General features: G+C 67.9%; 28 protein-coding genes. 13 read left to right on the forward strand and 15 right to left on the reverse strand.

Annotated elements, in window-relative coordinates; genetic code table 11:
* Nucleotides 1-7: 7 nt before the first annotated feature.
* Genes QZ546_RS10900 through QZ546_RS10925 form a run of 6 tightly spaced genes read right to left on the reverse strand, consistent with a single transcriptional unit; the run spans nucleotide 8 to nucleotide 6,645 of the window.
* On the reverse strand, nucleotides 8-1,345 hold the full coding sequence (locus tag QZ546_RS10900; RefSeq protein ID WP_294237109.1) for a FliI/YscN family ATPase: 1,338 nt from the start codon (nucleotides 1,343-1,345) through the stop codon (nucleotides 8-10).
* Complete coding sequence (locus QZ546_RS10905; protein ID WP_294237111.1) at nucleotides 1,339-2,124, reverse strand: FliH/SctL family protein; 786 nt, start codon at nucleotides 2,122-2,124, stop codon at nucleotides 1,339-1,341. The genes QZ546_RS10900 and QZ546_RS10905 overlap by 7 nt, the downstream gene beginning before the upstream one ends.
* Nucleotides 2,117-3,142: a flagellar motor switch protein FliG gene (gene fliG / locus QZ546_RS10910; protein ID WP_294237113.1), complete on the reverse strand. Its 1,026-nt coding sequence runs from the start codon at nucleotides 3,140-3,142 to the stop codon at nucleotides 2,117-2,119. Before fliG ends, QZ546_RS10905 begins: the two co-directional genes overlap by 8 nt.
* Complete coding sequence (gene fliF / locus QZ546_RS10915) at nucleotides 3,139-4,989, reverse strand: flagellar basal-body MS-ring/collar protein FliF (RefSeq protein WP_294237115.1); 1,851 nt, start codon at nucleotides 4,987-4,989, stop codon at nucleotides 3,139-3,141. Before fliF ends, fliG begins: the two co-directional genes overlap by 4 nt.
* Before the next feature lies 1 nt (nucleotide 4,990).
* Nucleotides 4,991-5,365, reverse strand: a complete 375-nt coding sequence (fliE, locus tag QZ546_RS10920; RefSeq protein WP_294237118.1) for a flagellar hook-basal body complex protein FliE — start codon at nucleotides 5,363-5,365, stop codon at nucleotides 4,991-4,993.
* Entirely contained in the window at nucleotides 5,362-6,645 is a 1,284-nt protein-coding gene (locus tag QZ546_RS10925; RefSeq protein WP_294237121.1) for a sigma-54-dependent Fis family transcriptional regulator, read from the reverse strand. Before QZ546_RS10925 ends, fliE begins: the two co-directional genes overlap by 4 nt.
* Before the next feature lie 297 nt (nucleotides 6,646-6,942).
* Here QZ546_RS10925 and QZ546_RS10930 point away from each other — a divergent pair, with 297 nt between their 5' ends.
* Nucleotides 6,943-7,791: a flagellin gene (locus tag QZ546_RS10930; RefSeq protein WP_294237123.1), complete on the forward strand. Its 849-nt coding sequence runs from the start codon at nucleotides 6,943-6,945 to the stop codon at nucleotides 7,789-7,791.
* A gap of 200 nt (nucleotides 7,792-7,991) precedes the next feature.
* Nucleotides 7,992-8,828, forward strand: a complete 837-nt coding sequence (locus QZ546_RS10935; protein ID WP_294237126.1) for a flagellin — start codon at nucleotides 7,992-7,994, stop codon at nucleotides 8,826-8,828.
* Nucleotides 8,829-8,955: 127 nt separating this feature from the next.
* On the opposite strand, the gene QZ546_RS10940 is transcribed toward QZ546_RS10935, so the two are convergent.
* The 9 genes from QZ546_RS10940 to QZ546_RS10980 all read right to left on the reverse strand — a co-directional run bounded on the left by QZ546_RS10940 (nucleotide 8,956) and on the right by QZ546_RS10980 (nucleotide 16,701).
* Entirely contained in the window at nucleotides 8,956-10,182 is a 1,227-nt protein-coding gene (locus QZ546_RS10940; RefSeq protein WP_294237129.1) for an ABC transporter permease, read from the reverse strand.
* A 98-nt stretch (nucleotides 10,183-10,280) separates the two neighbouring features.
* A complete protein-coding gene (locus QZ546_RS10945) occupies nucleotides 10,281-11,090 on the reverse strand; it encodes a sigma-70 family RNA polymerase sigma factor (RefSeq protein WP_294237132.1) in 810 nt (269 codons plus the stop codon).
* On the reverse strand, nucleotides 11,087-13,168 hold the full coding sequence (gene flhA, locus QZ546_RS10950; RefSeq protein WP_294237134.1) for a flagellar biosynthesis protein FlhA: 2,082 nt from the start codon (nucleotides 13,166-13,168) through the stop codon (nucleotides 11,087-11,089). Before flhA ends, QZ546_RS10945 begins: the two co-directional genes overlap by 4 nt.
* Before the next feature lie 3 nt (nucleotides 13,169-13,171).
* Nucleotides 13,172-14,032 carry a lytic transglycosylase domain-containing protein gene (locus QZ546_RS10955; RefSeq protein ID WP_294237136.1) on the reverse strand — a complete coding sequence of 287 codons (861 nt, stop codon included), beginning with the start codon at nucleotides 14,030-14,032 and terminating at the stop codon, nucleotides 13,172-13,174.
* A gap of 232 nt (nucleotides 14,033-14,264) precedes the next feature.
* The gene (locus QZ546_RS10960) at nucleotides 14,265-14,576 is read right to left on the reverse strand and encodes a flagellar protein FlgN (RefSeq protein WP_294237139.1); all 312 of its coding nucleotides are present in this window, start codon (nucleotides 14,574-14,576) and stop codon (nucleotides 14,265-14,267) included.
* Complete coding sequence (gene flgM, locus QZ546_RS10965) at nucleotides 14,573-14,845, reverse strand: flagellar biosynthesis anti-sigma factor FlgM (protein WP_294237141.1); 273 nt, start codon at nucleotides 14,843-14,845, stop codon at nucleotides 14,573-14,575. Before flgM ends, QZ546_RS10960 begins: the two co-directional genes overlap by 4 nt.
* A gap of 142 nt (nucleotides 14,846-14,987) precedes the next feature.
* On the reverse strand, nucleotides 14,988-15,479 hold the full coding sequence (locus QZ546_RS10970; RefSeq protein ID WP_294237144.1) for a flagella basal body P-ring formation protein FlgA: 492 nt from the start codon (nucleotides 15,477-15,479) through the stop codon (nucleotides 14,988-14,990).
* The gene (locus QZ546_RS10975) at nucleotides 15,476-16,015 is read right to left on the reverse strand and encodes a flagellar motor protein MotB (RefSeq protein ID WP_294237147.1); all 540 of its coding nucleotides are present in this window, start codon (nucleotides 16,013-16,015) and stop codon (nucleotides 15,476-15,478) included. The genes QZ546_RS10970 and QZ546_RS10975 overlap by 4 nt, the downstream gene beginning before the upstream one ends.
* A complete protein-coding gene (locus QZ546_RS10980; protein ID WP_294237151.1) occupies nucleotides 16,012-16,701 on the reverse strand; it encodes a MotA/TolQ/ExbB proton channel family protein in 690 nt (229 codons plus the stop codon). Before QZ546_RS10980 ends, QZ546_RS10975 begins: the two co-directional genes overlap by 4 nt.
* Before the next feature lie 283 nt (nucleotides 16,702-16,984).
* Between QZ546_RS10980 and flgB the strand changes: the two genes are divergently transcribed.
* From flgB to flgL, 11 genes are read left to right on the forward strand one after another with little or no spacing between them, the layout of a single operon-like run.
* On the forward strand, nucleotides 16,985-17,350 hold the full coding sequence (flgB, locus tag QZ546_RS10985) for a flagellar basal body rod protein FlgB (protein WP_294237154.1): 366 nt from the start codon (nucleotides 16,985-16,987) through the stop codon (nucleotides 17,348-17,350).
* 3 nt (nucleotides 17,351-17,353) lie between these two features.
* Entirely contained in the window at nucleotides 17,354-17,764 is a 411-nt protein-coding gene (gene flgC, locus QZ546_RS10990; protein ID WP_294237157.1) for a flagellar basal body rod protein FlgC, read from the forward strand.
* Nucleotides 17,765-17,766: 2 nt separating this feature from the next.
* Nucleotides 17,767-18,465: a flagellar hook capping FlgD N-terminal domain-containing protein gene (locus QZ546_RS10995; RefSeq protein WP_294237160.1), complete on the forward strand. Its 699-nt coding sequence runs from the start codon at nucleotides 17,767-17,769 to the stop codon at nucleotides 18,463-18,465.
* 28 nt (nucleotides 18,466-18,493) lie between these two features.
* The gene (locus QZ546_RS11000) at nucleotides 18,494-19,783 is read left to right on the forward strand and encodes a flagellar hook protein FlgE (RefSeq protein ID WP_294237163.1); all 1,290 of its coding nucleotides are present in this window, start codon (nucleotides 18,494-18,496) and stop codon (nucleotides 19,781-19,783) included.
* 31 nt (nucleotides 19,784-19,814) lie between these two features.
* On the forward strand, nucleotides 19,815-20,570 hold the full coding sequence (locus QZ546_RS11005; protein WP_294237166.1) for a flagellar basal body rod protein FlgF: 756 nt from the start codon (nucleotides 19,815-19,817) through the stop codon (nucleotides 20,568-20,570).
* A gap of 13 nt (nucleotides 20,571-20,583) precedes the next feature.
* Nucleotides 20,584-21,372: a flagellar basal-body rod protein FlgG gene (gene flgG, locus QZ546_RS11010; protein WP_294237168.1), complete on the forward strand. Its 789-nt coding sequence runs from the start codon at nucleotides 20,584-20,586 to the stop codon at nucleotides 21,370-21,372.
* 2 nt (nucleotides 21,373-21,374) lie between these two features.
* Nucleotides 21,375-22,106: a flagellar basal body L-ring protein FlgH gene (locus tag QZ546_RS11015; protein WP_294237170.1), complete on the forward strand. Its 732-nt coding sequence runs from the start codon at nucleotides 21,375-21,377 to the stop codon at nucleotides 22,104-22,106.
* 12 nt (nucleotides 22,107-22,118) lie between these two features.
* Complete coding sequence (locus QZ546_RS11020) at nucleotides 22,119-23,228, forward strand: flagellar basal body P-ring protein FlgI (protein WP_294237173.1); 1,110 nt, start codon at nucleotides 22,119-22,121, stop codon at nucleotides 23,226-23,228.
* Nucleotides 23,225-23,545, forward strand: coding sequence for a rod-binding protein (locus QZ546_RS11025; protein ID WP_294237177.1), 321 nt, complete (start codon nucleotides 23,225-23,227; stop codon nucleotides 23,543-23,545). The genes QZ546_RS11020 and QZ546_RS11025 overlap by 4 nt, the downstream gene beginning before the upstream one ends.
* A 15-nt stretch (nucleotides 23,546-23,560) precedes the next feature.
* The gene (gene flgK / locus QZ546_RS11030; RefSeq protein ID WP_294237180.1) at nucleotides 23,561-24,904 is read left to right on the forward strand and encodes a flagellar hook-associated protein FlgK; all 1,344 of its coding nucleotides are present in this window, start codon (nucleotides 23,561-23,563) and stop codon (nucleotides 24,902-24,904) included.
* Nucleotides 24,904-25,815: a flagellar hook-associated protein FlgL gene (gene flgL / locus QZ546_RS11035; RefSeq protein WP_294237183.1), complete on the forward strand. Its 912-nt coding sequence runs from the start codon at nucleotides 24,904-24,906 to the stop codon at nucleotides 25,813-25,815. The genes flgK and flgL overlap by 1 nt, the downstream gene beginning before the upstream one ends.
* Nucleotides 25,816-25,883: the final 68 nt, after the last annotated feature.

A 25,883-nucleotide genomic window follows, 5' to 3' on the forward strand; every position in this document is an offset into this window, starting at 1 on the left:
CCCCTGATCAGACGCCGGGCTGGCCGAAGACGCCGACCAGCTCCTCGACCGCATGGTCGAGCGGCACGATCTCATCGGCATCCTGGCGGATATATTCCATCACCGCCGGGTGGCAGGCGATGGCGGCGTCGATCGCCGGGTCCGCGCCCGCGCGATAGGCGCCCATCAGCACCAGGTCGCGATTTTCCTCATAGGTCGCCAGATGGCGGCGCAGCGTCCGCGCGGCCATGGCGTGCGGCTTGCCGACGATGTCGGTCATGACGCGGCTGACCGAGGGGCCGATGTCGATCGCGGGATAGACGCCGCGCTCGGCCAGATGGCGGTTGAGCACGATATGGCCGTCCAGGATCGAGCGTGCCGAGTCGACGACCGGATCGTTGCCGTCGTCGCCGTCCGCCAGCACGGTATAGATGGCGGTGATCGAACCGGTGCCATGCGCGTCTGCGCCCGCGCGCTCGATCAGGTTCGGCAGCATCGCGATGGCCGAGGGCGGATAGCCGCGGGCCGAGGCGGGTTCGCCCAGCGCCAGCCCGATCTCGCGGCCCGCATGGGCGACGCGGGTCAGCGAATCCATGATGAGCAGCACCTTCTTGCCCTCGGCGCGGAACGCCTCGGCAATGGCGGTGGCGCGCAGCGCGCCGCGGATGCGCAGCACCGGCGAGTGGTTGGCGGGGACCGCGACGACGACCGAGCGTGCGCGCGCTTCGCCCGCGACCTTGGTTTCCAGAAAGTCGGCGACCTCGCGGCTGCGCTCGCCGATCAGGCCGATGACGATGACGTCGGCGCGCGCGGCGCGGACCATCATGCCCAGCAGGACCGACTTGCCGACGCCCGAGCCCGCCATGATGCCGACGCGCTGGCCCTGGCCGATGGTCAGCAGGCCATTGATCGCGCGCACGCCGACGTCCAGCGGCTCGCGCACCCGGCCGCGATCGAGCGGCGACTGCATCTTGCCCGCCAGCGGCCAGCGCCCGGCGCCGCGAATGGGGCCAAGCCCGTCGATCGGCTTGCCCGACCCGTCGACCACGCGGCCCAGCATCGCCGCACCCACCTCGGCCTCGCCCGGAGGACCCAGCGGGCGCACCGGCGCGCGCGGGAGGAGGGGGGCGGGGCCGCCCAGATTCATCAGGAGCGTGCGGCCGTTGCGGAAACCGATGACCTCGGCCTCGACCCGGCTCTCCGGTGCATCGCCAATGGCGCAGACGGTGCCAACCGGCAACGACAGGCCGACCGCTTCCATCAGCAGCCCGTCATAAGAGGACAGGCGACCGCAAACCGTGGCGCGGGGCGCGAAATTCGCGCTCGCCAGCGTCTCCAGATAATCGGCGGTGAAACGGTTCAGCATTGGGGAACGGGCACCTTGTCGATGATGGCGGCCAGCTGGTCCAGCCACAGGCGCGGACCGTCCTCGACGATGGTCGAGGCGCTTTCGAGCACGAAGCTGCCCCGTTCGATGGTCGCATCGCCGACCGGGAAGATGGTTTGCGGCAGGCGACCGTCGAGCAGCGCGACATCGTCCGGATGGACGCGCAGCATCGCCGATTCCTGGGCGTCGGTCAGCAGTTCGATCGCCCCCTCGACCCGCGCGGTCAGGCGGTCGGCGTCGATGCCGACCTCGCCGACCAGCCGGGTGACGAGCGCCATGACCGTCTGGCGAAGCTGTCCCGCCATCATCTCGCGGTCGACGCGCGAGGTGAAGGCCTGGGCGATGCCCTCCAGCAACTGGCCGTCGCGCGCCTGGCTTTCGAGCAGCGCCTGATATTCGTGGGTCGCGGCCTCGACGCCCTCGGCATAGCCGGCGGCGCGCGCCATCGCGATCGGATCGGCGACGGTGGCTTCCGGAATATCCTCGCACGCGGCGAGGGGATCCCAGCCTTCGGTCGGGTCCCGTTCGGGGTCGACCGGGTGGAAATGGCGGGGCTTCACCTCCTCGGCTTCGGGCTGGCCGCCCGGCATCGGCGAGCGGGCGCGGAACGGCATCGCCTCCGATCCCAGGTCGATCCCCAGGCCCGCCAGTCCGGGCAGGTCCGTCCGGGCGAAGTCGCCCGGCGGGGTGAAGGCCTGTTGCAGCGCGGCGGCGGCCGCATTCTGCCGGGCGGAAAAGCCGGCGACGAAATCAGACATAGTCGTCCTCGCCGCCACCCATCATGATCGTGCCTTCCTTGGCCAGGTTGCGCGCGACCGCGATCATCGCCTTCTGCGCCTCCAGCACCTCGGACAGCTTCATCGGCCCGCGACCTTCCATCTCGTCGCGGATGCCCGCTGCCGCACGCGACGACATGCAGCCCAGGAAGCGTTCGCGCGCCGCCTCGTCCGCGCCCTTGAGCGAGCGGATAAGGACTTCGCCGTCGACGTTGCGGATAAGGGTGCCCAGATTCTTGTCGTCCATCTCCAGCAGATTCTCGAAGATGAACAGCGCCTCTTCGATCTGCTTGGCGACGTCGCGGTCGATCTTGAACAGCTTGGGCATGACCCGCTGTTCGGTCGACTTGCGCGCGCTCGACAGGATCTTGGCCGCCTCGCGCGATCCGCCCATGGCCAGGCCGTTGCCGCCGCCGCTGCCGCCACCGCCGCCGCGACGGCGCTGCAGCACGGCGTTCAGCGTCTCGACCGCTTGCGGCGTCACCGGGCCCAGCCGGGCGACGCGGTGCAGGATGTCGGGCTGCATCGCCTCGGGCAGCATTTCGAGCACCTGGCCCGCGACGACCGGATCGCAATTGGCGATGATGACCGCGCCGATCTGCAGATGTTCCTTCTCGACGATCTTGGCGATGTCGCTGGCGTCCAGCCAGTCGAGCATGTCGATCTCGCACTGCGCCTCCGGGGGCACGATGCGCGACAGCACGGTGTCGGCGCGTTCGGGCCCGAGCGCGCGGTTCATCATATTCTCGACCAGCGGCTTGGGCTGGAAGGCGATCGAGGTGCGGGCGCGGGCGCAGCCGACGAAATTGTCGAGCACGGCATCCACCTCATTCTCGCTGACATCGGCGATCGAATACATCGCGCGGCCCAGCTCGCGGACCTCCTCCGGGTCCAGCTTCTGCAGTATGGCGGCGGCCTCGTCCTCGCCGACCAGCATCATCAGGACGGCGGCGCGTTCGACCCCGCTATAGGTCCGTTCGGAATCGAGAGCGGTCGTCACGCGGCTTCCTCCGTCGAGGTGCGGATCATGTCACGTACGGCCAGCGCGGCGCGGGCCGGATTGTCGCGGGTGAAGCCGCGCACCTTGACGATACGCTCGTCGAGATGGGTCGACTGTTCGATATCGTCCAGCGTCACCGGCGGCAGGACGGCGGGCTCGACCTCGCCCCCGGTCAGCAGCGCGTTCACCTTGGCGATGTCGATCCCGGCGGCGGCCAGCGCGGCGATCGCATCGGCGTCGAGCGGCACGGCCACGCCCTCGGCATTGACGACCATCGCCGCGCCATTGGCGCCTGCGAAAATCTCGCCGGGCTTTTTGGCGGCTCCGTCGGCGGCGCCCATGGGCAGCGCCTTGGTCTCGGGCTCGTCCTTCTTCTTGGTCATCGCCTTGACCAGCGGACGCACGCCGAGCAGCAGCACGAGCAGTGCGATCACCAGCGCGGTCGCGTTGCGCGCGGCCACCGGCATCCAGCTGGCGTCATACCAGGCGCGCTTGTCGTCGATGGCGGTATCGGCGAACTTGCGGCTGATGACGGTGACATTGTCCTGGCGCTGCGCATTGAAGCCGACCGCCGACTTCACCAGGTCGGAAATCTGGCTGATCTCCATCTGGCTGCGCTTGCCGGTGGCGGGGTCGCGCAGCAGGACGGCGACGGTCAGCCGCTTGATCGAACCCGGCGCGGCACGCGTCACCGACACTTCCTTGTTCAGGTCATAGGCGCGCTGGAAGGCGTCGGACTGTTTCTCGGGGTTGACGCCCGGACCACCGGCGACCGGCTTGCCATCGGCGGGCGGCGCACCGCTCGCGCCGTTGGCGGGCTGCGGCTGTTGCAGCGTGCTGGCGGGCGGGGGCGTGTTGGACAGGGCGCCCGGAATGCCGCCGGGCGTGGTCGGGTCCTTCTGGTTGCCGGTCCAGTTGCCGGTTTCGGCGCGCAGCGCGCCGTCCTTGTCATAGCGTTCGCTGGTCGCGCTGGTTTCGTCGAGATTGACGTCGGCCTGCACCTCGGCGGTGAAGTTGCCCGCGCCGACCAGCGGCGTCAGCAGCTGGATCAGCTGGGTGCGGTACTTTTCCTCCAGGCGGCGCTGGAATTCGATGCGGCGATCATCGCCGCTCGCGCCGTCCGCGCCCTTCTTGGAAAGCAGCGCGCCCATCTGGTCGACCACGGTCACGTCCTCGGGCTTCATGCCCGGCACCGACGAGGCGACGAGATTGACGATCGACTGGACCTGCGCGTCCGACAGCGAGCGCCCGGCATTGAGCTTCAGCACCACCGAGGCGGAGGGCGAGGACTTGTCGCGGATGAAGGGCGAGGCGTCGGGTGTGGCAAGGTGCACGCGCGCCTCGGCCACCGCGTCGATCTCCTGGATCGAGCGGGCCAGTTCGCTCTCGCGCGCCTGGCGAAGCCGTTCGCCCTCGACCGCGCGGCTGACGCCCATCGGCAGCTGGTCGAGAATGGCATAGCCGCCCGGCGCCTGCTTCGGCAGCCCCTGGCTCGCCAGCAGCATCCGCGCCCGCGAATAATCCTCTTCGTTGACGGTCAGCGCGCCGGTGCCGTCGTCGATCTTGCTCTTGATGTTCGCCGTCGACAGCGCCGAGGTCACCGCCTGCTTGTCCGCGTCCGACAGATTGTCGAACAGCGTCTTCTGCGGCGCGCTGGACAAGGCCATCCAGGCGAGCGCGGCGGCGGCGATCAGCCCGACGAGCAGCGCCATCGGCGCCGAACGGCGAACCGCGGGCTGCGCCATCACCGACTTGATCTGGCGAAGCGGGTTGGCGAATTTTTCCGGCAACGGCGGCAAGGTTGCCGGCGGCGACGTGTTGGATGCGGGGGTGAGGGCTGTGCTCATCTTACACCGGCATGCTCATGATGTCCTTATAGGCGGACAGGAGTTTGTTGCGGACCTGCAGGGTCGCCTCGAAGCCGACCGATGCCTGCTGGCGGGCCATCATCACCTTGGCGATGTCGACCGTTTCGCCGCGTTCATAGCTTTCGGACAGGCGGGCGGCCTGTTGCTGGCCTTCGTTGACGCCCTTCAGCGCGGATTCCAGCGTATCGGCAAAGCTGGTGGGCGCCGCGGGAGCTTGAGTCTGGGCGGCCTGTGCCGCCTGGTTGGCACCGGCCTGGCTTGCCGCCTTGAGTGCCTGATTGCGTTCCAGGATCTGGGCGCGCAGCGCCATCACCCGGTCGACGCTCATCGCACCGCCGACACCACCCACGCTCATGCGGTCATGGCCCGGCTAGACGGACGGATGATCTCCTCGCCCTGCTCGCGCGCCTTGGCCAGGCGATAGCGCAGGGTGCGTTCCGAAATGCCCAGCCGCTTGGCGGTCTCGATCCGGTTGCCGCCGCACGCGGCCAGCATCTCGCGGATCGCGGCGAATTCGCTCATCTGCACCACCTTGCCCAGCGTCGCCTCGGCGACGGACAGGCTGGGTGCGGTATCGTCCAGGTCGTTGGCGACCATCGGGCGGTCGAATACGATATGCTCGGGCTCGATCGTCGCGCCGCCGGCAAAGAGCAGAGCGCGCTGGATGACGTTTTCCAGCTCGCGGACATTGCCCGGCCAGTTGTGCATGGCGAGCTTCTCGATCGCGGCGGCGCTGGGCCAGGGCACCATGGTCCGGCCGGCGGCGTGGCGCAGGATCATCGTCGCGGCGAGCGCGGGAATGTCCATGCGACGCTCGGCCAGCGCCTTGGTGGTCAGCGGGAAGACCGACAGGCGGTAGTAAAGGTCGGCGCGGAACCGGCCCGCGGCCACTTCGGCCTGCAGGTCGCGGTTGGCGCAGGCGATGACGCGGACATCGACCGCCTGTGGCATCGACGCGCCGAGCGGGATCACCTCACGCTCCTGCAGCACGCGAAGGAGCTTGGCCTGGAGCTGGAGCGGCATCTCTGCGATCTCGTCGAGCAGCAGGGTGCCGCCGTCCGCCGCGCGGAAGAAGCCCTCGCCCGCCTGGGCCGCACCGGTGAAGGCGCCCTTCTGGTGGCCGAAGAGCAGCGCCTCCAGCATCGATTCCGGCAGCGCGGCGCAATTGATCGCGACGAAGGGCTTGGACGCGCGGGCCGACTGCGCATGGATGGTGCGTGCGACGACTTCCTTGCCGGTGCCGGTCGGGCCGTTGATCAGGACGGTGATGTCCGACTGGGCGACCCGCTCCGCCAGGGTGAAGAGCGCCAGGCTTTCCGGATCGGCGGCGGTCGGCATTGCCGGGCCCGCGACCAGGGCGCGGACGAAGCTGTTGCCGACGCCCGCTTCGCTCGAGGGATAGGTGACCGTCGTCGGGCGACCGTCGCGCATCGGTACGACCGAGGCCTCGGGACCATCGGCGATGACCACCGTGCGGGCCGGGTGCGTCACTGCATCGCCCGGCGCCAGCAGGAACATGTCCCCCGCCTGGGGCGCGGCACCGGGTTCGGCAACGGCCATACCCTGGGCGCGCAAGGCGGAGATCAGCGCATATTTCTGCTTCAACAGCGCGGGGGAGGGGTGAATCGACGGCATCGGCGACAAGTCCTTTCGTGACTCGTCAATGCCCTCTCCTTGGTAAAACGCGGGTTAATGCGGCAATTGCGGCGGCAACTTTTTTCCGGGCGCGGGCGGGCGGGTGCGCGGGCCCGGGCGGCGCGCGCCCGCCTGCCCGCTCGCGCCCGCGGTAAACGGCAAAACCGGCAAAACTTTACGGCGGATATTTGCCGGACCCCGGCTAAAACCTGCCGGAATGCGGCCGTTCTCCACTTCGACGGCTCGACGGTCCCAGGGGACAGCGAGGGACCCGTCAAGCTACTCGGAGGACGAACGATGACTGTTATTGCGACGAACGTGAATGCGATGCGTGCCACTGCCGCTTCTGCCATGGCCTCGAACGCGCTGAGCACCTCGATGCAGCGCCTGTCGACCGGCAAGCGCATCAACTCGGCGGCCGACGACTCGGCGGGCCTGGCGATTTCGTCCTCGATGACCTCGCAGATCCGCGGCATGGCGCAGGGCATCCGCAACGCCAATGACGGCATCTCGATGGCCCAGACCGCCGAAGGCGCGATGGACGAGGTCAACAACATGCTGCAGCGGATGCGCGAACTGGCGGTCCAGGCGAAGAACGGCACCTATCAGAGCAGCGACACCACCAACATCAACAACGAACAGCTGGCGCTGGCCACTCAGATCAACAACGTGCTCGGCAACACCACGTTCAACAACAAGGCCTTGTTCGACGCCAACGCCGGCGCGACCGGCTTCACCATCCAGACCGGTGCGGGCCTCAATGATACGATCACGATGAAGTCGACCGACTTCACTGCCGCGACTGGCAACGCCGCCATGAAGGCCGTGACGGGCGGCGTCGGTGGCACCGCGCCGACCGCGGCTTCGGTCGGCGCCCTCACGCTCGACAAGTACGACGCGGCGATCAGCGCGGTGTCGACGGCGCGGGCCGGCCTGGGCGCCACCCAGAACCAGCTGCAGTCGGCGGTCAACAACACGACCACGACCATGACCAACCTGTCGGAAGCGCAGAGCCGCATCCAGGACACCGACTTCTCGACCGAAACGACCGCGCTCGCCAAGGCGCAGATCCTGAGCCAGGCGTCGACCGCGATGCTCAGCCAGGCCAATCAGTCGCAGCAGGGTGTGCTCAAGCTGCTCGGTTAATCCCCGGATCGGGGGTTGATCCCCTGAACCCCCGATAACTGTTCCCCCGCCATTTCAATGAGATGGCGGGGGGCAGCCAAGAAAAAACGTCGCCCGCTTCACTTTTTTTCTAAAGTGCGGCGAAAGGCGGCCGTTTTCCGTGGTGGCAGCTCGACCTTCGCCTTGGGGGCGGCGGAGAGCTCCAGCTTCGGAGAACGACCATGACGGTTATCGCCACAAATGTTACGGCCTTACGGGCCGCCAATGCATCGGTCACCGCCCAACATGGGCTGGACGTGTCGATGCAGCGCCTGTCGACCGGCAAGCGGATCAACTCGGCCATGGACGATGCGGCGGGCCTCGCCATCACGTCCTCGATGACCTCGCAGATTCGCGGCATGAACCAGGGCATTCGCAACGCGAATGACGGTATCTCGATGGCGCAGACGGCGGAAGGCGCGCTGCAGGAAGTCAGCAACATGCTGCAGCGGATGCGCGAATTGTCCGTGCAGAAGGCCAACGCCACCTATTCGACGCAGGACAAGGCCAGCATCACGTCCGAACAGGACGCCCTGTCGGCACAGATCGCGACCATCCTGACCAACACGACCTTCAACGGACAGCATCTGTTCGACGGGACGGCGGGCACTAGCGGCGCGGTCCAGATCCAGGCGGGCGCCTATACGTCCGATGCGCTGACCATGACCTTCGGCAACCTGAAGACCGATGCCGATCTCGCCACGATCGTCAACTTCACCACGACGCCCGCGACGATGAAGCCGGCACCGGCGCTGGAGGATTTCGATACCGCGATCGCCAAGGTCGCGAATTTCCGGGCCGGCCTGGGTGCCGTGCAGAACCGGCTTCAGTCGGCGATGAACAACCTGACCTCGAACTCGACCAACCTGGCCGAAGCGCGCAGCCGCATCGAGGATACGGACTTCTCGGCGGAAACGACCGCGCTCGCCAAGTCCCAGATCCTGAGCCAGGCGTCGACCGCCATGCTCAGCCAGGCGAACCAGTCGCAGCAGGGCGTGCTCAAGCTTCTCGGACAGTAACACCAGGTTCCTGAGCGCCCTGGCACCGCGCCCCCACTCGGGTGCCGGGGCCAACCGGCTGCGCCTTAGCGGACCGGTTTGCAGGACAAACCCCGGCGACCTTCGGGTCGCCGGGGTTTACTTGCGTCTATTCGCCGCGCAGCACCAGCGCGGGTGATATCCGCGCCGCCGCCCAGGCCGGATACAGGCTGGCCAGCACCGCGCCCGCCATCACGCACAGGCCGATCGTCACGACCTCATGCGTGGCGATCCCGATGGGCAGCGCCAGGAAGACGTCCAGCTCGCCGTCGCGGGACGGCGCCAGCCACCGCGCCAAAGCGGTGATCCGTGTCCGCTCGAGCAGCAGCATCCCGGCCAGCGCCAGGCCCGCCAGCGCGCCGACGCCCGCGATGATGCTGCCCACGCCGGTGAAGACCCGCGCGATACCGCCCGCCGTCATGCCCATGCTGCGCAACACTGCGATCTCGCGCCGTTTCGAACGGGCGAGCAGGGTCATGGACGACAAGACGTTGAAGAGCGCGATCACCGTGACCAGGCCGACCGCGATCGACATGCCGACCTTCTCGGTCGCCAGCGCGGCGAGCAGCGACCGGTTCGCCTGCGTCCAGCTGGTGATGCGATAGCGGGAGCCCAGGCGGCGGCGAATCGCGGCGGTCACGTGCGCTTCGTCCTCCGGATGGGCGAGGGTCACGGCCACGCGCCGGGTGACGCCAGGGCCGTCCAGCACGCCTAGCCTATCAGCGGGGCCCAGCACGACCGGCGCCTGGCCGCCGACCGCATCCTCGTCGCGATATAGGCCCGACACCCGGGCCTCGAACAGTTGCAGGCCGATCGCGCGGTCGGGCGCGACCGCGACCCGGCCGATCGCCACCGGCGAGCCGGGCAGCAGGCCCAGCTGGAATGCCGCATTCTCGCCGACGGCGATGGTGCCGGGCGCGGTGGGGCGCACCCCCATGGTCGGGCGGGCCAGCGCCGGGCTGCGCGCCATGCCGTCGGGGGTCAGTCCCTGGATGCGGACCGGGCTCATCCGGCCGTCGATGGACAGTGCGGCGGTCAGTTCGCGCAGCGGCTCGGCGCGCAGGACTCCGGGCAGGCCCGCGACGATCGCGGCGACCTGTCCCTCGTCCATGCGCTGGTGCGCAGCGGTCGTGACACTGAGATGGCCGTCGATCGGCGCGACGGTACTGGCGAGCTTGGCCTGCGCGCCGTTCATCACCGCGATGACCAGCACCAGCGAGGCGACGCCGATCGCCACCCCGATGCATCCGATGGCACCCACCAGCAGGACCAGCCGCCCCCCGGCACCCGGCCAGAGATAGCGTGCGATCAGTCGACGTTCATGGGATGCGAACATGCTCTTCCCCCGGTGAAGGGGGAAGGCTTAGGCGCAGGGATGTGTGGCGGGAAAGCCGATTATGCGGGCGGCGGGGTGGCGGGCCCCGCCCATGCCCTTCACGCCCGGCTGGCGAGCGCCTTTTTCAGCTTCGCGTGCGCGGCGCTCTTGATCTGGCAGACGCGCGCGGCGCCGACGCCCAGCACCTGGCCGATTTCCTCCAGATTGAGTTCCTCGACATAATAAAGCTGGATCACCATCGCCTCGCGCTCGGGCAGGTCGGAGATGGCGGCGATCAGCGCCTCGCGCAGGTCGCTTTCGGCCAGCTGGTCGAAGGCATTGGGCGTGTCGTCGGCGAACCAGGGCAGATCGTCCGAATAGACGTCGTCGATCGAATCCATCCGCACGGCCTCGGCCGTCTTGTATTCGGCGCGCAGCTTCTCGACCGTGACGCCCAGCTTAGTCGCCACCGCCTCGTCGGTCGGTGCCTGGCCGTTGCCCTGGGTCAGCGCGGCGACCGCCTTGGCATAGTCGCGGCGGCGGCGCATCGCGCCGCGCGTCGTCGTCGCCTGGCGACGCAGCTCGTCGATCATCGCGCCGCGCAGGCGGGCCTTCAGATAATGACCGAACTCGACGCCGCGCTCCTCGAACGAGGCGGCGGCCTCGACCAGGGCGACCAGGCCGATCTGGACCAGATCCTCGATCTCGACCAGGTTCGACATGGATCCATGGACATGCCACGCGATGCGGCGGACCAGCGGCAAATGCCGCCGGATCAGCGCGCCGGAGTCGGTCGCGGGCCCGCGCGGGGCAGGGCGATAGGTCAGCGGCTGGTCCGCGATCGTGGGGTTGACCAGCGCGGGGTCGAAGCTCGCCGGGTTGATCGGCTGGGCATTCATGAATGCGCCGCTGAGAGGGTGCGAGGTCATGCAGCAATCGCCTGTTGCTGGGAGTGATGGGGGGCGCCGATGACGGCGACGACTTCGACCGGCTTTTCTTCCGGTACTTCGAAGAACGAGAGGACGGGCACGTCGGGCAGGCAGGTGCGCAGCAGCTTGCGCATCGCCAGGCGCACGCCCGGCTGAACGACGAGGGCAAAGGGCTTGGCCTCGGCGATCAGGGGTTCGGCCGCCTGGGTCAGCGCGGCGGTGATGCGCTGGCCCAGATCGGGCTCGATCACGTGGCGGCGACCGACATCGGCGCGCATCGCCTGGCCGAGCAGCCCTTCGAGCTGACCGTCCAGCGTCATGACGCGCAGCGGTTCGCGCACGCCGCACAGCTTCTGGATGATCAGGCCGCCCAGTTGCGGACGGATCAGCTCGATGATCTCCTCGGCATCCGCGGACTTCTGTGCGGCGACCGCGATGGCGCTGGCGATGCGGCGGAACTCCTTGAGGGAGATATTCTCCGCCAGCAGGCCCTTGAGCACCTGGGTCAGCGTGGTCAGCGGCAGCGGCGTCGGGCAGAGCGAGGCGGCGAGCTGGGCTGCGCGCTCCTTCAGCCCGTCGAGCAGCGACTGGACCTCGTCGGGGCCGAGCAGCTCGGACGAGTTGGAACCCAGGATATGGTTCAGATGGGTCGCCATGACGGTGCCCGGATCGACCACCAGATAGCCCATGCCGGTCGCGGCATCCGCATCGCCCTTCAGGATCCAGGTCGCGGGCAGGCCGAAGGTCGGGTCCTTCACCGGCTTGCCGTTCAGCGTGCCGAACGCCTGGCCGGTGTCGAGCGCCAGCATCTCGTCGGGCGAGACCTGGTCCTCGGCGACGACCACGCCGTTGATGAGGATGCGATAGCTATAGGGCGCCAGGCTGATGTCGTCGCGGACGCGGGCCTGCGGCACGACGAAGCCCAGATCCTTGGACAGCTGGCGGCGGACGCCGGTGATGCGGGCCATCAGCGGTGCGCCGCGACGCTCGTCGACCAGCGGCACCAAGCCGTAACCGATGTCGATATGCACCTGCATCCCGTCGATGACCTCGTCCCAGGTGATGCGCGAGGGATCGACCGGCTCGGGGGCCGGGGCGGGGGGCGCGATGACCGGGCGCTTCTCGATCTGGCGCAGCTTCCACGCGGTGAAACCGGCGATGGCGGCGGCGGGCAGCAGGATCAGGTGCGGCATGCCGGGCAGCACGCCGAGCAGGCCCAGGATGACGGCGACCGGGATCCAGGTCTTGGACGCGCCGAACTGCGACCCGATCTGGCCCGCCAGGTCCTTGTCGGACGAGACTCGGGTCACGATCGCGGCGGCGGCGATGGAGAGCATCAGGCTGGGGAGCTGCGCGACCAGCGCGTCGCCGATGGCGAGCAGGATATAGGTCTTGGCGGCGTCGGCGATACCCATGCCATGGCTGACCGGACCCAGGATCAGGCCGCCGATGATGTTGGCCGCCAGGATCAGCATCGCGGCGACCGCGTCGCCCTTCACGAACTTGGACGAACCGTCCATCGAGCCGTAGAAATCGGCCTCGGTCGACACCTCGACGCGGCGCGCCTTGGCCTGGTCGGGCGTGATGAGGCCGGCATTCAGGTCGGCGTCGATCGCCATCTGCTTGCCGGGCAGGGCGTCCAGGGTGAAGCGCGCCGACACTTCCGACACGCGCCCGGCGCCCTTGGTCACGACGATCAGGTTGATGATCATCAGGATCGCGAAGACGAAGAGGCCGACGACATAGTCGCCGCCGATCAGGAAGGTGCCGAACGCCTCGATGACATGACCCGCCGCGCTCTCGCCCTCATGGCCGTGCACCAGCACGATGCGCGTCGAAGCGACGTTCAGGCCCAGGCGGAACAGCGTGGCGAACAGGAGGACGGTCGGGAAGGCCGAGAAGTCGAGCGGCTTTTCGGCGTTCAGCGCGACCATCAGCACGGCCAGGCTGATCGCGATATTGGCGACGAAGAAGATGTCGAGCAGCGCCGGCGGGATCGGCACGACCATGACCAGCACCAGCAGCAGGATCGCCGCGGGCAGGGCCATGGTGCGGCCGCTCGAGAAGAACTTGCCCATCGCTTAGCCCCCCATGCGCGCGAGCATCATGTACGCCAGGCGCGCATGATCGGGTTTCGGACGCAGCACGCTGTCGCCTGTCGTGGTTGCGGCGTTGCGCAGGCCGAGCTGGTTCATCGTGCTGGTCGCCCAGGCGATGGCGTCGGCGGCGCTTTCGTTGTTGCCGGTGACGACGGTCGCGTCGCCGTTCATGCCCTGCAGCGCCAGCGCCTGCGCGGCGAACTGGAGGTTCGCCGCGCGCGTCTCGTCGCTATCGGCCTGGCTGCCCGCCAGCTTGGTGGCGAAACGGTCGTAAATGTCCGAGAGCGAGCGCGGCTGGCCGTTCGCGGCATAGAAGATCGAGCGGTTGGCACGGGCGGCGGCGGGGAAGAGCGACGCGGCGCTCGCCTCCGGGTTGCTTGCCATCGTGCCCAGGAACTTGGTCGCGCCGCCCAGGCCCAGGAAATGCGCCATGTACAGGTCGGTGCCATTGGCTTCACGACCCAGCGTCGATTCCAGCGCGGCCTTGTTGTCGGAGGCGTGCTCGGCCGCCATCAGCGAGGCGGCGGTGGGATCGTTGCGCAGCCCCATGATCGCCGCGCGCGCGCCGCCGGTCACATGATAGCGGCCGCCCGACTGGCTGATCGAATCCGCTGCCCAGCCCAGGCCATGCTCGGCGCCATGCTTCTTCACGACCGCGAGCCAGCTTTGTTCGACGAACTGATAGAGGCCCGAGGCCGAAGAGGTGCCCGCCCGCGCGTTCGCGTTCAGCCCCGATTCCAGCTTGGCCTGGCCGAGCAGATAGCCGAAATCGACGCCCGTGCGGCTGGACGCCAGCGCGATGGCCGATTGGACTCTGGCTTGGGAAACGGGTTGGACGGTCATGCTGAATGGTTAAAGCCTCTGTTCGGGCTTCACTCAGCAAAGGGCGTGCCAATTTCTCTCAAGTCGGCACGGCGCAGCCGGGGAAATCGGCGCGGGCAACAAAAAAGCCCGGAAATCCGGGCTTTCGGGCGTATCGGCGATGGGGTGGCGGCGGGGTCGTCAGGATGCGGCAAAGCCCGGCACCGGGCGGATTCGGCAAAGCGGCAAGCTCTTGCCGCCCGGCAAGCGGCAATCAGGCATAGGCGCGCATCATTGGGCGATAGCCAGCCCCGATGTCACCGGTCAGGGTCTGCAACCGGCGACGGACATTGGCCGCCATCAGGTTGACATAGATGCGGCACGTCTCGTTCAGGCGATTGGCCTCGTCGGCCAGTTCGCGCAGTTCGGGGCCCGCCGGACCGATGCCGAGCGACGCGACTTCCTCGATCGCTGCCAGCTTGTCGGAGGTCGCCCGCTCCAGCGCGGCGACGTCGTTCACCTTCAGCGCGGCGATCTCACGATGAAGGGCCTCGATGACCCGGATCAAAGCGTCCCGACGCGTCATTTACCGTTCCAATTGAGCTTCAGGGCGATCATCTGGTCGGCGATGGTCGCCGGCAGGATCGGGAAATGACCATCGGCGATCGCCTTCTTGATCTGGGCGACGCGATCGGAATTGACCGGCGGCTGTTCGGCCATCGCACCGGCCAGACCGCTCAGAACGCTTCCATCGCCACCGAGGGCCCGGGGCGAAGCGGTGGCCGAGGCTGGACCCGTATCGGGACCCGTCTCGGGCGTCGCTGCCGCCCGCGGCGCGCCGGCGATCCGCGCCATGCGCGTCTCTCCGGCATTCAGCCTTGAAGTTGTTAATTCCACCATGCCCGCACCTATCGGTTCCGCTGACATCCCATGAAACGGCCGGGCGGTGAAATCTTTTAGCAGGAAATTCGCCTCCGCTTCCCCGCTATGGCCCGGGTCAGTCGGCCCAGCCGGGCAGGGTGGCGCGACCGCTGGTGAGGGCGACCGCCTGGACCGGCGTGCGGGCGGTGTCGATGCGGACCGGGAAATGCGCACCGGGGGCGGCGTCGGCCATGGCGATGCCCTCCCGCGTGATCGAGAAGCCGTCCGAGCCCGCCTCGATCGTCACCGGGTCGCCGCGTCGGATCACCGGTTCCTGCTTGGCGATGACGGCGGGCGTGGCCATCGGCGCGGCGGTGCGGGGCACGGTGACGACGGGCACGAAGATGCGCCATTGCGGTGCCGGGCAGGCGATGACGACCGCGTCATGCGCCTCGGTCCGCCATGACATCGTGACAGTGGGGCATTGCGCCAGTTTCAACCGCGCATCGACGGGGGAGCGGGCACCGCCTTCTGCGCCGACCGGCCGCCCGGTAAAGGCGGCAACGGCGGCATCGAGCGCGCCGATATTCTGGAATCCGGCGGCGGCGAGGAGCAGGGGCAGAATCATTGAGACTTCCTTCGGGGTTCACCGGCGAAGACCAGAGTGACCAGCGCGGTCCTCTGGCCGGGAGTGGTGGCGGTGGAGAGGGTCAGGCGGTTGGCGGCGACCGGACCGATCAGTGCGGCGGCGGCGCGCGCACGATCGGCGGCCAGCACCACCGCGCTATGGGTGACGGGATCGACATCGGCCGCGCTGCCATCGGTCGCGGCCACGACCGACAGCCGGACGCGCGGGTCGGCCAGCGCCTCACGCGCCCAGGGCACGAGATTGGGGTCGGGATCGACCGGCTCGGCCGAACCGGGCGCGAAACGCAGGGCGGCGGCGGCGACCGGCATCACCGGCGCCGCCGGGCGCAGGGCCTGGGCGGCGGGGCTCATGGTGCCGAATTCGGCGCGTAGCGCGTTGACCAGGGCGGGGCGACGCTCCGCCCCCATCGCCTGCACGAGGACGAGGAAACCGACCAGCAGCAGGGCCAGGTCGGCCAGCGTCACCAGCCAGATCGGCCGGGCGGGGGCGGGGGCGGGAAAATCGAACTCGGTCATGCGACGGTCGCCAGCGGACGGCGGGGCGGGGTCGGCGGGCTGACCGAGACGGCGGGCGCCTCGCGCGCGGCCAGCGTCGCCAGCGGCTGTTCGATCCGCGCCCGCTCGAACGCCTCGATCCGCGCGGCACGGCGCAGGCGGGTGGCGATCGGCTGCGCGACCAGGTTGGCGAACAGCGCGCCGTACAGGGTGGCGAGCAGCGCGATCGCCATCGCGCCGCCGATCCGCTGCGGATCGTTCATCGTCGCGAACATCGCGGCCAGCCCGATCAGCGTGCCGACCATGCCCATGGCGGGGGCGGCCTCGGCAGCGCCGGCCCAGACGTCGACGACCGCCAGATGCCGCTCGACCCGCGCCAGGCGGGCATGGCGGGTACAGGCGGTCACGGTCTCGGGCCGCTCGCCATCGACGATCGCGGCGATCGCCTCGGCCAGGTCGGGGTCGGTGATGACCGAACGGTCCAGCTGGACCACGCCGTGGCGCCGCGCGATGCGGGCGAGATGGGTGATCTGGTCGAGCAGCGGCTCGGCCGAATAGGGCGCCCGGACCAGCGCGCGCAGCGCCAGGATGCTGCGTATCGTGTCGCGCCAGGGCGTCCGGAGCAGCGTCGCGACCAGCGTTCCGCCGAGCACGATCGCGAGCGCGGCGGGGTCGAAAAATTGCGAGAGGGGTGGCAATCCGTTCATGGCCTGTGCGTTGCAAAAGCCGGGCCATTTTTCGTCTTCGCGTCGCAAGGGGCCGTTAACCGCGATTTTGTGCGGATTTCGCCCCGCTGGCCCTGCCGGGTGCGATTGCCGGTGATTGCCGCTCCACCGGCAACCGGGCGGCAAGCCCTTGCCGGATGGCCCCTGGCGGCACCCCGCCTCTCCTCGTCTTTCCCGGTGTCCGGCCAAGTTGGCACGGGTGTTGCGTGTCCCCGCTGGCGCAATGCTCCATGTCGAGCGTCCGCGCCGGAAAGGAGGAATGACGATGGCCAATGAAACGCTGTTCGGGGTGCACGGGGCCGCACTGGAGGTGCGGGCGCAACGCATGGGCGTGCTGGCGTCCAACATCGCCAACGCCTCCACCCCCGGCTTCAAGGCGCGCGACATCGACTTCAAGTCGGCGCTGGCCGCCGTCGAAGGCAGCCAGGATCAGGCGGGCGGCATCGGCGCTCAAGGAATCGAGGGGGCGCTGAAATACCGCGTGCCGATCCAGACCTCGCTCGACGGCAATACGGTCGAACTCAACCAGGAGCAGACGGCCTTCGCCGAGAACGCGGTCCAGTATCAGACGACGCTGTCCTTCCTGAACGGCCGCATCTCCACCATCACCCGTGCGCTGAAGGGCGAATAAGCCATGGCGAGCAATCCCCTTTCCATCTTCCAGGTCGCCGGTCGCGCCATGTCGGCGCAGCTGATCCGGATGAACACCACCGCGTCCAACCTGGCCAATGCCGGGGGCGTCGCGGGGTCGGCCGATACCGCGTACAAGACGATGAAGCCGGTCTTCCGCACCAGCTTCGACGCCGCGACCGGCCTGTCCACCGTCGATGTCGAGAAGATCGTGACCGCCGGGGAAGACCCGACCAAGCGCCACGATCCGAACAACCCCTTGGCCGACAAGGACGGCAATATCTACGAAGCCGCCGTCGACGAGACCCGCGAGCTGGTCGACATGATGGAGACGGCGCGCACCTATCAGAACAATGTCGAGGTGATGCAGACGGCCAAGTCGCTGATCCTCGATACCCTCAAGCTGGGCCGCTGATCATGACCACATCCACCACCTTGGACTCGACGCTCGACGCGATCGGCGTCCGGCGTTCCGGTACGGCCAGCGGCGCGGCCGCGACGACGTCGACCAAGAAGTCCGGCACGCTGGGCCAGGCCGATTTCCTGAAGCTGCTGACCGCGCAGCTGAAGAACCAGGACCCGTTCTCGCCGATGGACAACACCCAGATGGTCGCCCAGATGGCGCAGTTCTCCAGCGTGGCGGGCATTTCCGACATGAACACCACGCTGTCGGCGATCTCGGCCAAGCTGGGCGGCACCACCAAGGCCGACGCGATGAGCTATGTCGGCAAGACGGTGCTGACCTCCGGATCGGTCGCCTATGGCCGGTCGACCGGCGGCATCGCGGGCGCGGTCGAGCTGGACCAGGACGCCACCGACGTCTCCGTCACCATTTCCGACGCGCAGGGCAGCCCGCTCAAGACGCTGTCGCTGGGCGCTCAGAAGGCCGGGACCACCAGCTTCGACTGGGACGGCAAGACCGGCACCGGCGCGGATGCGGGCAGCGGCCCCTTCACCGTCACGATGACCGCCAATAGCGGCTACAGCGCGGTGTCGGGCCGTCCCCTCGTCTGGGCGCCCGTCCAGTCGGTGTCGATGCCCACCACCGGCGATCCCGTCCTGACCGTCGCCGGCCTTGGCCAGGTCAAACTCACCGCCGTCCGCTCGGTCGGCTGATCCCTTTCCCCATCAAGGTACAGAGCCCATGTCCTTCTATACTTCGCTGAGCGGTCTCCAGGCCTCGCAGACCGACCTGTCGGTGATTTCCCACAACATCGCCAATGCGTCGACCAACGGATTCAAGAAGAGCGACGCGCAATTCTCCGACCTGATGGCGGCCAATTTCGCCACCGATCCGACCAAGCAGGTGGGTTCGGGCGTGATGGTCAAGGCCAATCGCCAGCAGTTCGGCGAAGGCAATTACAACAGCTCGTCCAACGCGCTCGACCTGGCGATCCAGGGCGACGGCTTCTTCGCGGTACAGGCGCCGGGATCCAAGGGCCTGCTGCAATATACCCGCAACGGCGCCTTTCAGGTCGACCAGCAGAATTACGTGACCGACGCCAGTGGCGGCCGGATCCAGGTGCTGCCGGTCGACAGCGACGGCAACGTCACCGCCAACGGGCTGGACGGCCTGACCAGCCTGCAGCTGCCCGCCACCAGCGGCACGCCCGTCGCCACCAAGAAGGTGCAGATGGACATCAACCTGTCGGCCACCGCCCAGGCGCCGACCCTGGCGTTCAACCGCACCAACATGGGCACGTACAACAACGCCACCCAGACCAAGATCTATGATCCGGCTGGCAACGCCATGACGCTGACCAATTATTATGTCCGCAAGCCGTTGCCGGTCGATTCCTCGGGCAATGCGATCCAGCCCGCGGACGGCAGCACCACCTGGCAGGTCTACAGCTTCGTCGACAACCAGCAGCTGACCGTCGGCGGGTCGGCGGCGCCGGTCGAGCTGACCTTCGACAAGAACGGCAACAAGACCTCGCCCACGGGCGCGATCGCCTTCGACAATTTCACCTCGGTCAACTCCACCGTGTCGCAGCCGCTGTCGCTGGACTATGCGGGCAGCTCGGTGGCGGGTTCGATCTTCTCGGTCGCCTCCCGCAGCCAGGACGGCCAGTCGGTCGGCATCCTGTCGGGCGTGTCGGTGGGGACCGACGGCCTGGTGACGGCGTCCTTCTCGAACGGCCAGACCGCCAAGCTGGGCAAGGTCGCGCTCGCCAGCTTCGTCAACATGCCGGGCCTCCGCCAGGAAGGCGACAGCTATTGGCAGGCGACGGGCCTGTCGGGCAATCCGAGCTTCGGCAGCGCCAATGAAGGCAGCTTCGGCCAGATCAAGTCGAGCACGCTGGAAGGCTCCAACGTCGACATCACCGAGGAACTGGTCAACCTGATCTCGGCGCAGCGCAATTTCCAGGCGAATGCCAAGGCGCTCGATACGTCGAACCAGATCTCGCAGACCATCTTCAACCTGCGCAGCTGATCCTAGGCGGCCGGGGTAACAGGGGGCAGCGATGGACAAGCTGGTCTATACGGCGGCGACGGGCCTGCGTGCGCACATGGCGGCGCAGACCGCGATCGCCAACAACATGGCGAACGCCTCGACGATCGGCTTTCGCTCCGACCGCGTCGTGTTCGACCGCATCGACCTGAAGGGCGGCGGCGCGGCGTTCGAGGCGCGGATGCCGACCGCCGAGGAAGTGACCGACGCCGATCGTCAGCCGGGCACCGTGCAGCATACGGGCAACCCGCTCGATGTCGCGATCGCGACCGGCACCGCCTGGCTGGCGGTGCAGGCGCCCGACGGGTCGGAGGCCTATACGCGGCGTGGCGATCTGGAGGTGACGGCCACCGGCGTGATGCAGACCGGCGACGGCTATCCGCTGGTCGGCCAGAACGGGCCGATCACGGTGCCGCCCTATAATTCGCTGACCGTGGCGCCCGACGGGACCGTGTCGATCGTGCCGCTGGGCGCGGGGCCGGACACCCAGCCCCAGGTGATCGACCGGCTGAAGCTGGCCGACACCAGGGGGTCGCAGACGGTCAAGGGTCTCGACAACCTGCTGCGCGTGAAGGGCGGGGGCGCCCTGCCGCAGGACATGGACGCCACCGTCCAGTCCGGCGCGCTGGAGGGGTCGAACGTCAACATGACCCAGACGCTGGTCGACATGATCGAGAACCAGCGCAGTTACGAGGTGCAGGCCAACCTCATGAAAGAGGCCAAGTCGATGGACGAGAACAGCGCATCGCTGATGCGGCTGCCGAGCTGAGGATTAGGGGTTTATGTCTTCCGCCGCCATGCACGTCGCGCGCACCGGGCTCGATGCCCAGGATATGCGTATGCGGGTCATTTCGAACAATCTCGCCAACGTGAACACCACCGCGTTCAAGCGCGATCGGGCCGCGTTCGAGACGCTGGCCTATCAGACCGTCACCGCGCCGGGTGCCGCCAGCTCGACCGAGAGCAAGTACGCGACCGGCCTGAACCTGGGCACCGGCGTGCGTATCCAGGGCACCGCGACCATCACCACGCAGGGCGCGATGCAGACGACCAACAACAGCCTGGATCTGGCGCTCGACGGCGACGGCTATTTCCAGGTGCAGATGCCGGGCGGCACGCTGGGCTATACCCGGGCGGGCAATTTCTCGCGCTCGGCCGAAGGGCAGCTGGTCACGTCCGAGGGGTATCAGGTGATGCCGGGCATCACGATCCCCGAGGGCACGACCCAGGTGACGATCGGCCCCGACGGCACCGTCTCGGCGACCCTGCCGGGGCAGACCACGCCCGCGCAGATCGGCCAGATCCAGATCGCCAGCTTCCCCAACCCCGCCGGGTTGCAGGCCAAGGGCGACAATTACCTGACCGAGACCGCCGCGTCGGGCGTCGCCAATATGGGCGTCGCCGGGCTCGAGGGGCGCGGCCAGGTCCGCCAGGGGATGCTCGAAGGGTCGAACGTCAACGTCGTCGAGGAGCTGGTCGACATGATCGAGACCCAGCGCGCCTATGAGGTCAACTCGAAGATGATCAAGTCGACCGACGAAATGCTCCAATACGCCAACCAGAATCTGTGACCATGACCATCCGCATCCCCACCATCCGCTTCGCCTATTGGACCGAGCTGGCGCTGTCGGCGGCGGCGGGCACGCTGGTCGCCGCCGCGCTGGTGCCGGTCCCGGCCCATGCCAGCCTGTTCGGCAAGAAGAAGCCCGCCGAGGACTTCACCACCGTCCGCCCCGCGGCGATGCCGGTACCGCCTGCGGCCCAGCCAACGGGGTCGATCTTCCAGGTGTCGGACGGCTATGCCGCGCTCTACGAAGGCTGGCGCGCGCGCCGGGTCGGCGACCCGCTGACCATCGTGCTCGTCGAGCGCACGGCGGCGTCCAAGTCGGCCAATTCCAAGCTCGGCTCGAAGGGCGATCTGGGCCTGGCCCCGCCGACGACCGGTCCGCTGGGCTCGCTGTTGAAGTCGACCGATATCGGCATGAGCGGCAGCCGCAACTTCAACGGATCGGGCGCCGCCGACCAGTCCAACTCGCTGTCGGGCGAGATCAGCGTGACCGTCGCACAGGTGTTTCCCAACGGCACCATGCTGGTCCAGGGCCAGAAGCGCGTGACGCTGAACCGCGGCGATGAATTCATCCAAATTAAAGGGCTGGTCCGTATGGCGGATGTCGGCATCGACAACCGGGTCGAATCGACCCGCGTCGCCGACGCGCAGATCGCCTATACCGGCAAGGGCGACGTCGCCCGCGCCAGTCGCCAGGGCTGGCTCAGCCGTTTCTTCCAGGCCGTCAGCCCCTTCTGAGGCATGAGAGACATGATGTTCCGTTTCCTGCTCGCGCTTCTCGCCATCTTCGCCGCGACCTTCGGAATCGCGGCCCCGGCTTCGGCGGACCGGATCAAGGACCTGGGCGGGTTTCAGGGCATCCGTACCAACCAGCTGACGGGTTATGGCATCGTGGTCGGCCTGCCGGGAACGGGCGACGACAATCTGGAATATACCGTCCAGTCGCTGAAGGCCGTGGTGTCGCGCTTCGGGCTGCAACTGCCGCCCAACGCCAATCCGGGCATGAAGAACGCCGCCGTCGTGATGGTCACGGCCGAGCTGCCGCCCTTCGCCAAGCCGGGCCAGAAGCTGGACATCACCGTCGCCTCGATGGGCAAGGCCAAGTCGCTTCGCGGCGGCAGCCTGATCCTCACCCCGCTCCAGGGTGCCGATGGCCAGATCTATGCGATGGCGCAGGGCAATCTGGCGGTCGGCGGTCTGGGCGCGGAGGGTGCGGACGGGTCGAAGATCGTGGTCAACGTGCCCTCGACAGGTCGTATCCCCGAGGGGGCGACGGTCGAACGCGCGGTCGCGACCGGTTTCGACACCGCGCCGATGCTGACCTTCAACCTGGCGCGAGCCGATTTCACCACCGCGCAGAATGTCGCCCAGGCGATCAATGCGCGGCTGGGCATGGGCATCGCGCAGGCGATGGACGCCGTGTCGGTCGCGGTCCGCGCGCCGATGGGCGCCGATGTCCGCGCGACCCTGATGTCCGAGATCGAGAATCTGGACGTCACCTCGGCCGAACCGCCGGCCAAGGTCATCGTCAATGCCCGTACCGGCACCGTCGTCATCAACTCGGCGGTCCGCGTCGGCCCGGCGGCCGTCACGCACGGCAAGCTGACCGTGAAGATCGACGAGAATCAGCGGGTCAGCCAGCCCGGTCCGCTGAGCGGCGGCCAGACCGCCATCACCCAGAAATCGGGTGTCTCGGTCGAGGAGGAGAAGCGCCCGATGTTCATCATGGCCCCTGGTCCCAAGCTGGCCGACGTGGTCAAGGCGGTGAACGCGATCGGCGCGGCCCCGTCCGACCTGGTCGCCATTCTGGAGGCGCTGAAGGAAGCGGGTGCGCTCAAAGCGGAGTTGATCATCCTGTGACGCAGGGCATCACTGCTACACCCGCCGCCAGCCCCGTCGCGGGATCGGTCTCCACCGATACCAAGCGGCTGGCGAACGGCGCCAATCTGGACAAGGCGGGCACCCAGTTCGAGGCGATCTTCACCGGCATGATGCTGAAGGCGATGCGCCAGACCAAGCTGGGCGACACGCTGTTCGAATCCAAGGCTCTCGACACGTTCCGGGACATGCAGGACCAGCAGGTGGCCCAGACCATGGCCGAACATGCCCCGATGGGCATCGGCAAGGCGGTGACCGCATTCCTGGCCAAATCGAAACCGGATCTTAACCAAGGATGATCTAGGCCGAGTCGTATGAGCGACCTGCTCTCCATTGGCGCTTCGGGCGTACGCGCATATCAGACTGCGCTGAACGTGGTTGGCGAGAATATCGCCAATACCGGGACGGACGGCTATTCGCGTCGTACGACCAATCTGACCGAGGTCGGCAATGTGGCGGGCCGGATCAGCAACACGCTGACCGCCGGATCGGGCGTCATCGTCACCGGCATCGCCCGTTCGACCGACAGCTATGCCAGCGCCGGGGTGCGCAGCGCGACCGCCGACCTGAAGCGGACCCAGTCGGGCGTGACCTGGCTGAACCGTATCCAGGACGTGATGACCGGGGACCAGGTGTCCGAACGGTTGACCAGTTTCTTCACCGCCGCGCGCGGCCTGGCCGCCGACCCGACATCGGGCGCGCTGCGCACGTCGATGATGGAAGCCGCCAATTCGGCGGCCTTCGCCTTTACGGCGACCAACAAGGCGTTCGATTCGATGAACGCCGATTTCGACAGCCAGGCGCGCGACTCGGCGCGCCAGCTGTCGTCGCTGGCGGCCTCGCTGACCGCGGTCAATGACGGGCTGACCCGGACCCAGCCCAATTCGGCGGCGGCGGCCCAGCTGGCCGACCAGCGCGACCAGCTGATGTCGCAGATGAGCGGCCTGTCCGATGTCAGCGTCAGCACCGACGAGCTGGGCCGCGCCACCGTGCGGCTGGGCGACCGGGCGGGGCCGGTCCTGGTCTCTCCCACCGTATTGGGCGCGGTCAGCTATTCGCGCGATGCCGGCGGCGGCGTCAGCTTCTCGGTCATGTCCGAGGGGCAGTCCTCGGCCTTCGTGCCCTCCGGCGGGACGATCGGCGGGTTGCTCGACGGGGCGGAGCGGATCGCTGCGATGCGCAACAGCTTCAACACCGTCGCGCAGGATTTCGTCACGACGGTCAACACCATCCAGGCCCAGGGCCAGGATGCCAACGGCAACGCCGGCCAGCCTCTCTTCAGCCTGACGAGCGGTTCCGCCGCGATGACCGTCGCGCTGACCGATCCGTCGCAGATCGCGGCGGCGGGGGTCGGCAAGGGCCCGCGCAATACCGACAATCTCTCGGCGATCGAAGCGTCGCGCTATACCGGCAAGTTCGAAGGCCGCCTGACCCAGATCATCAGCGACAATGCTTCCACGTTGCAGCAGAAGCAGACGATCGCCGATGCCCAGACCTCGATCCTCGACGGCGCCAATTCGGCCCTGTCCAGCGCGACGGGCGTGACGCTCGACAATGAGGCGGTGTCGCTGATGCGCTTCCAACAGGCTTATTCCGCGTCCGGTCGCGTCATTCAGGTCGCGCGCGAAACCCTTCAAACCATTTTGGATATTCGGTGATGGCGATACAGGTTTCGACCTCCACCATGTATGACAGCGCGCTGCGGCGCATGTCCGCCTTGCAGAGCAAGGCCAACGACCTGATGACGCAGAACGCGACCGGCAAGCGGTTCGTCAAGCCGTCCGACGATCCCACCGCCGCCGCGCAGGTCGCGCAGCTGGACCGGGCCGATGCGGACGCCGCCGTCTATACGAGCAATTTGTCGCTGGCCAAGTCGGTGCTGCAACAGGTCGACACGACGCTCGGGTCGATCGGCGACCAGCTGAAGAATGCGGTCGAACTGGCGACCAAGGCGGCCAACGGCACGCTCAACGATTACGACCGCTCGGTGATCGGCGATCAGGTGGCGGCGATCCGCGACCAGCTCGTGCAGCTTGGCAATACCCGCGACATCCGCAACCAGCCGCTGTTCGGCACGGTCGACGGCACCGATCCGGTTCAGTCGAACGGCGGCACCATCACCTATTCCGAGCCCAAGGTCTCGGCCGTGCCGATCGACCGGGACCAGACGGTCGAGATCACCGCGGGCGCGCAGCAGATCTTCCAGTCGGGCGGCACCGACACCTTCACCGTGCTGAACAATCTGATCACCGCGCTCAAGACGCCGAAGGCCACCGGCGGCAGCGCCGCCAGCGATACGATCCGCAACTCGATCGACCAGCTGAACGCGGCCAACAACAATGTCGGCGTGGTCCAGGCGTCGATCGGCGCGCGCCAGACCCGGGTCGAACTGCAGCAGACGCTGATGACGACCGCGGCGACCGACCGCGCGTCGCTGCGCTCCGCTGTGTCGGATGCCGACATCGCCAGCAACATCGCCCAGCTGCAGCAGACGATGACCGTGTTGCAGGCGACCCAGGCCAGCTTCACCAAGCTGTCCAGCCTGTCGCTGTTCGATTATCTGAAATAATCGTCACGGTTCGCCGCATGCTTTCCGGTGCGGTAACCCTATGGTGACCAAATCGCGCTAGTCCAGAC

The sequence above is a fragment of the uncultured Sphingomonas sp. genome, assembly GCF_913062585.1.
In the GTDB taxonomy this organism is placed as follows: domain Bacteria; phylum Pseudomonadota; class Alphaproteobacteria; order Sphingomonadales; family Sphingomonadaceae; genus Sphingomonas.

Coding starts and splice junctions, on each gene's coding strand:
- fliF (WP_294237115.1), bottom strand. CDS start 4,989: ATGAGCACAGCCCTCACCCCCGCATCCAACACGTCGCCGCCGGCAACC.
- QZ546_RS10960 (WP_294237139.1), bottom strand. CDS start 14,576: ATGACGCGTCGGGACGCTTTGATCCGGGTCATCGAGGCCCTTCATCGT.
- flgM (WP_294237141.1), bottom strand. CDS start 14,845: ATGGCGCGGATCGCCGGCGCGCCGCGGGCGGCAGCGACGCCCGAGACG.
- QZ546_RS10930 (WP_294237123.1), top strand. CDS start 6,943: ATGACTGTTATTGCGACGAACGTGAATGCGATGCGTGCCACTGCCGCT.
- QZ546_RS10940 (WP_294237129.1), bottom strand. CDS start 10,182: ATGTTCGCATCCCATGAACGTCGACTGATCGCACGCTATCTCTGGCCG.
- flgB (WP_294237154.1), top strand. CDS start 16,985: ATGGCCAATGAAACGCTGTTCGGGGTGCACGGGGCCGCACTGGAGGTG.
- QZ546_RS10905 (WP_294237111.1), bottom strand. CDS start 2,124: ATGTCTGATTTCGTCGCCGGCTTTTCCGCCCGGCAGAATGCGGCCGCC.
- fliE (WP_294237118.1), bottom strand. CDS start 5,365: ATGAGCGTGGGTGGTGTCGGCGGTGCGATGAGCGTCGACCGGGTGATG.
- flgC (WP_294237157.1), top strand. CDS start 17,354: ATGGCGAGCAATCCCCTTTCCATCTTCCAGGTCGCCGGTCGCGCCATG.
- QZ546_RS10995 (WP_294237160.1), top strand. CDS start 17,767: ATGACCACATCCACCACCTTGGACTCGACGCTCGACGCGATCGGCGTC.
- flhA (WP_294237134.1), bottom strand. CDS start 13,168: ATGGGCAAGTTCTTCTCGAGCGGCCGCACCATGGCCCTGCCCGCGGCG.
- QZ546_RS10935 (WP_294237126.1), top strand. CDS start 7,992: ATGACGGTTATCGCCACAAATGTTACGGCCTTACGGGCCGCCAATGCA.
- QZ546_RS11015 (WP_294237170.1), top strand. CDS start 21,375: ATGACCATCCGCATCCCCACCATCCGCTTCGCCTATTGGACCGAGCTG.
- QZ546_RS10975 (WP_294237147.1), bottom strand. CDS start 16,015: ATGACCGAGTTCGATTTTCCCGCCCCCGCCCCCGCCCGGCCGATCTGG.
- QZ546_RS10900 (WP_294237109.1), bottom strand. CDS start 1,345: ATGCTGAACCGTTTCACCGCCGATTATCTGGAGACGCTGGCGAGCGCG.
- QZ546_RS10945 (WP_294237132.1), bottom strand. CDS start 11,090: ATGACCTCGCACCCTCTCAGCGGCGCATTCATGAATGCCCAGCCGATC.
- QZ546_RS10925 (WP_294237121.1), bottom strand. CDS start 6,645: ATGCCGTCGATTCACCCCTCCCCCGCGCTGTTGAAGCAGAAATATGCG.
- QZ546_RS11020 (WP_294237173.1), top strand. CDS start 22,119: ATGATGTTCCGTTTCCTGCTCGCGCTTCTCGCCATCTTCGCCGCGACC.
- flgL (WP_294237183.1), top strand. CDS start 24,904: ATGGCGATACAGGTTTCGACCTCCACCATGTATGACAGCGCGCTGCGG.
- flgG (WP_294237168.1), top strand. CDS start 20,584: ATGTCTTCCGCCGCCATGCACGTCGCGCGCACCGGGCTCGATGCCCAG.
- QZ546_RS11005 (WP_294237166.1), top strand. CDS start 19,815: ATGGACAAGCTGGTCTATACGGCGGCGACGGGCCTGCGTGCGCACATG.
- QZ546_RS10980 (WP_294237151.1), bottom strand. CDS start 16,701: ATGAACGGATTGCCACCCCTCTCGCAATTTTTCGACCCCGCCGCGCTC.
- QZ546_RS10970 (WP_294237144.1), bottom strand. CDS start 15,479: ATGATTCTGCCCCTGCTCCTCGCCGCCGCCGGATTCCAGAATATCGGC.
- flgK (WP_294237180.1), top strand. CDS start 23,561: ATGAGCGACCTGCTCTCCATTGGCGCTTCGGGCGTACGCGCATATCAG.
- QZ546_RS11000 (WP_294237163.1), top strand. CDS start 18,494: ATGTCCTTCTATACTTCGCTGAGCGGTCTCCAGGCCTCGCAGACCGAC.
- QZ546_RS10955 (WP_294237136.1), bottom strand. CDS start 14,032: ATGACCGTCCAACCCGTTTCCCAAGCCAGAGTCCAATCGGCCATCGCG.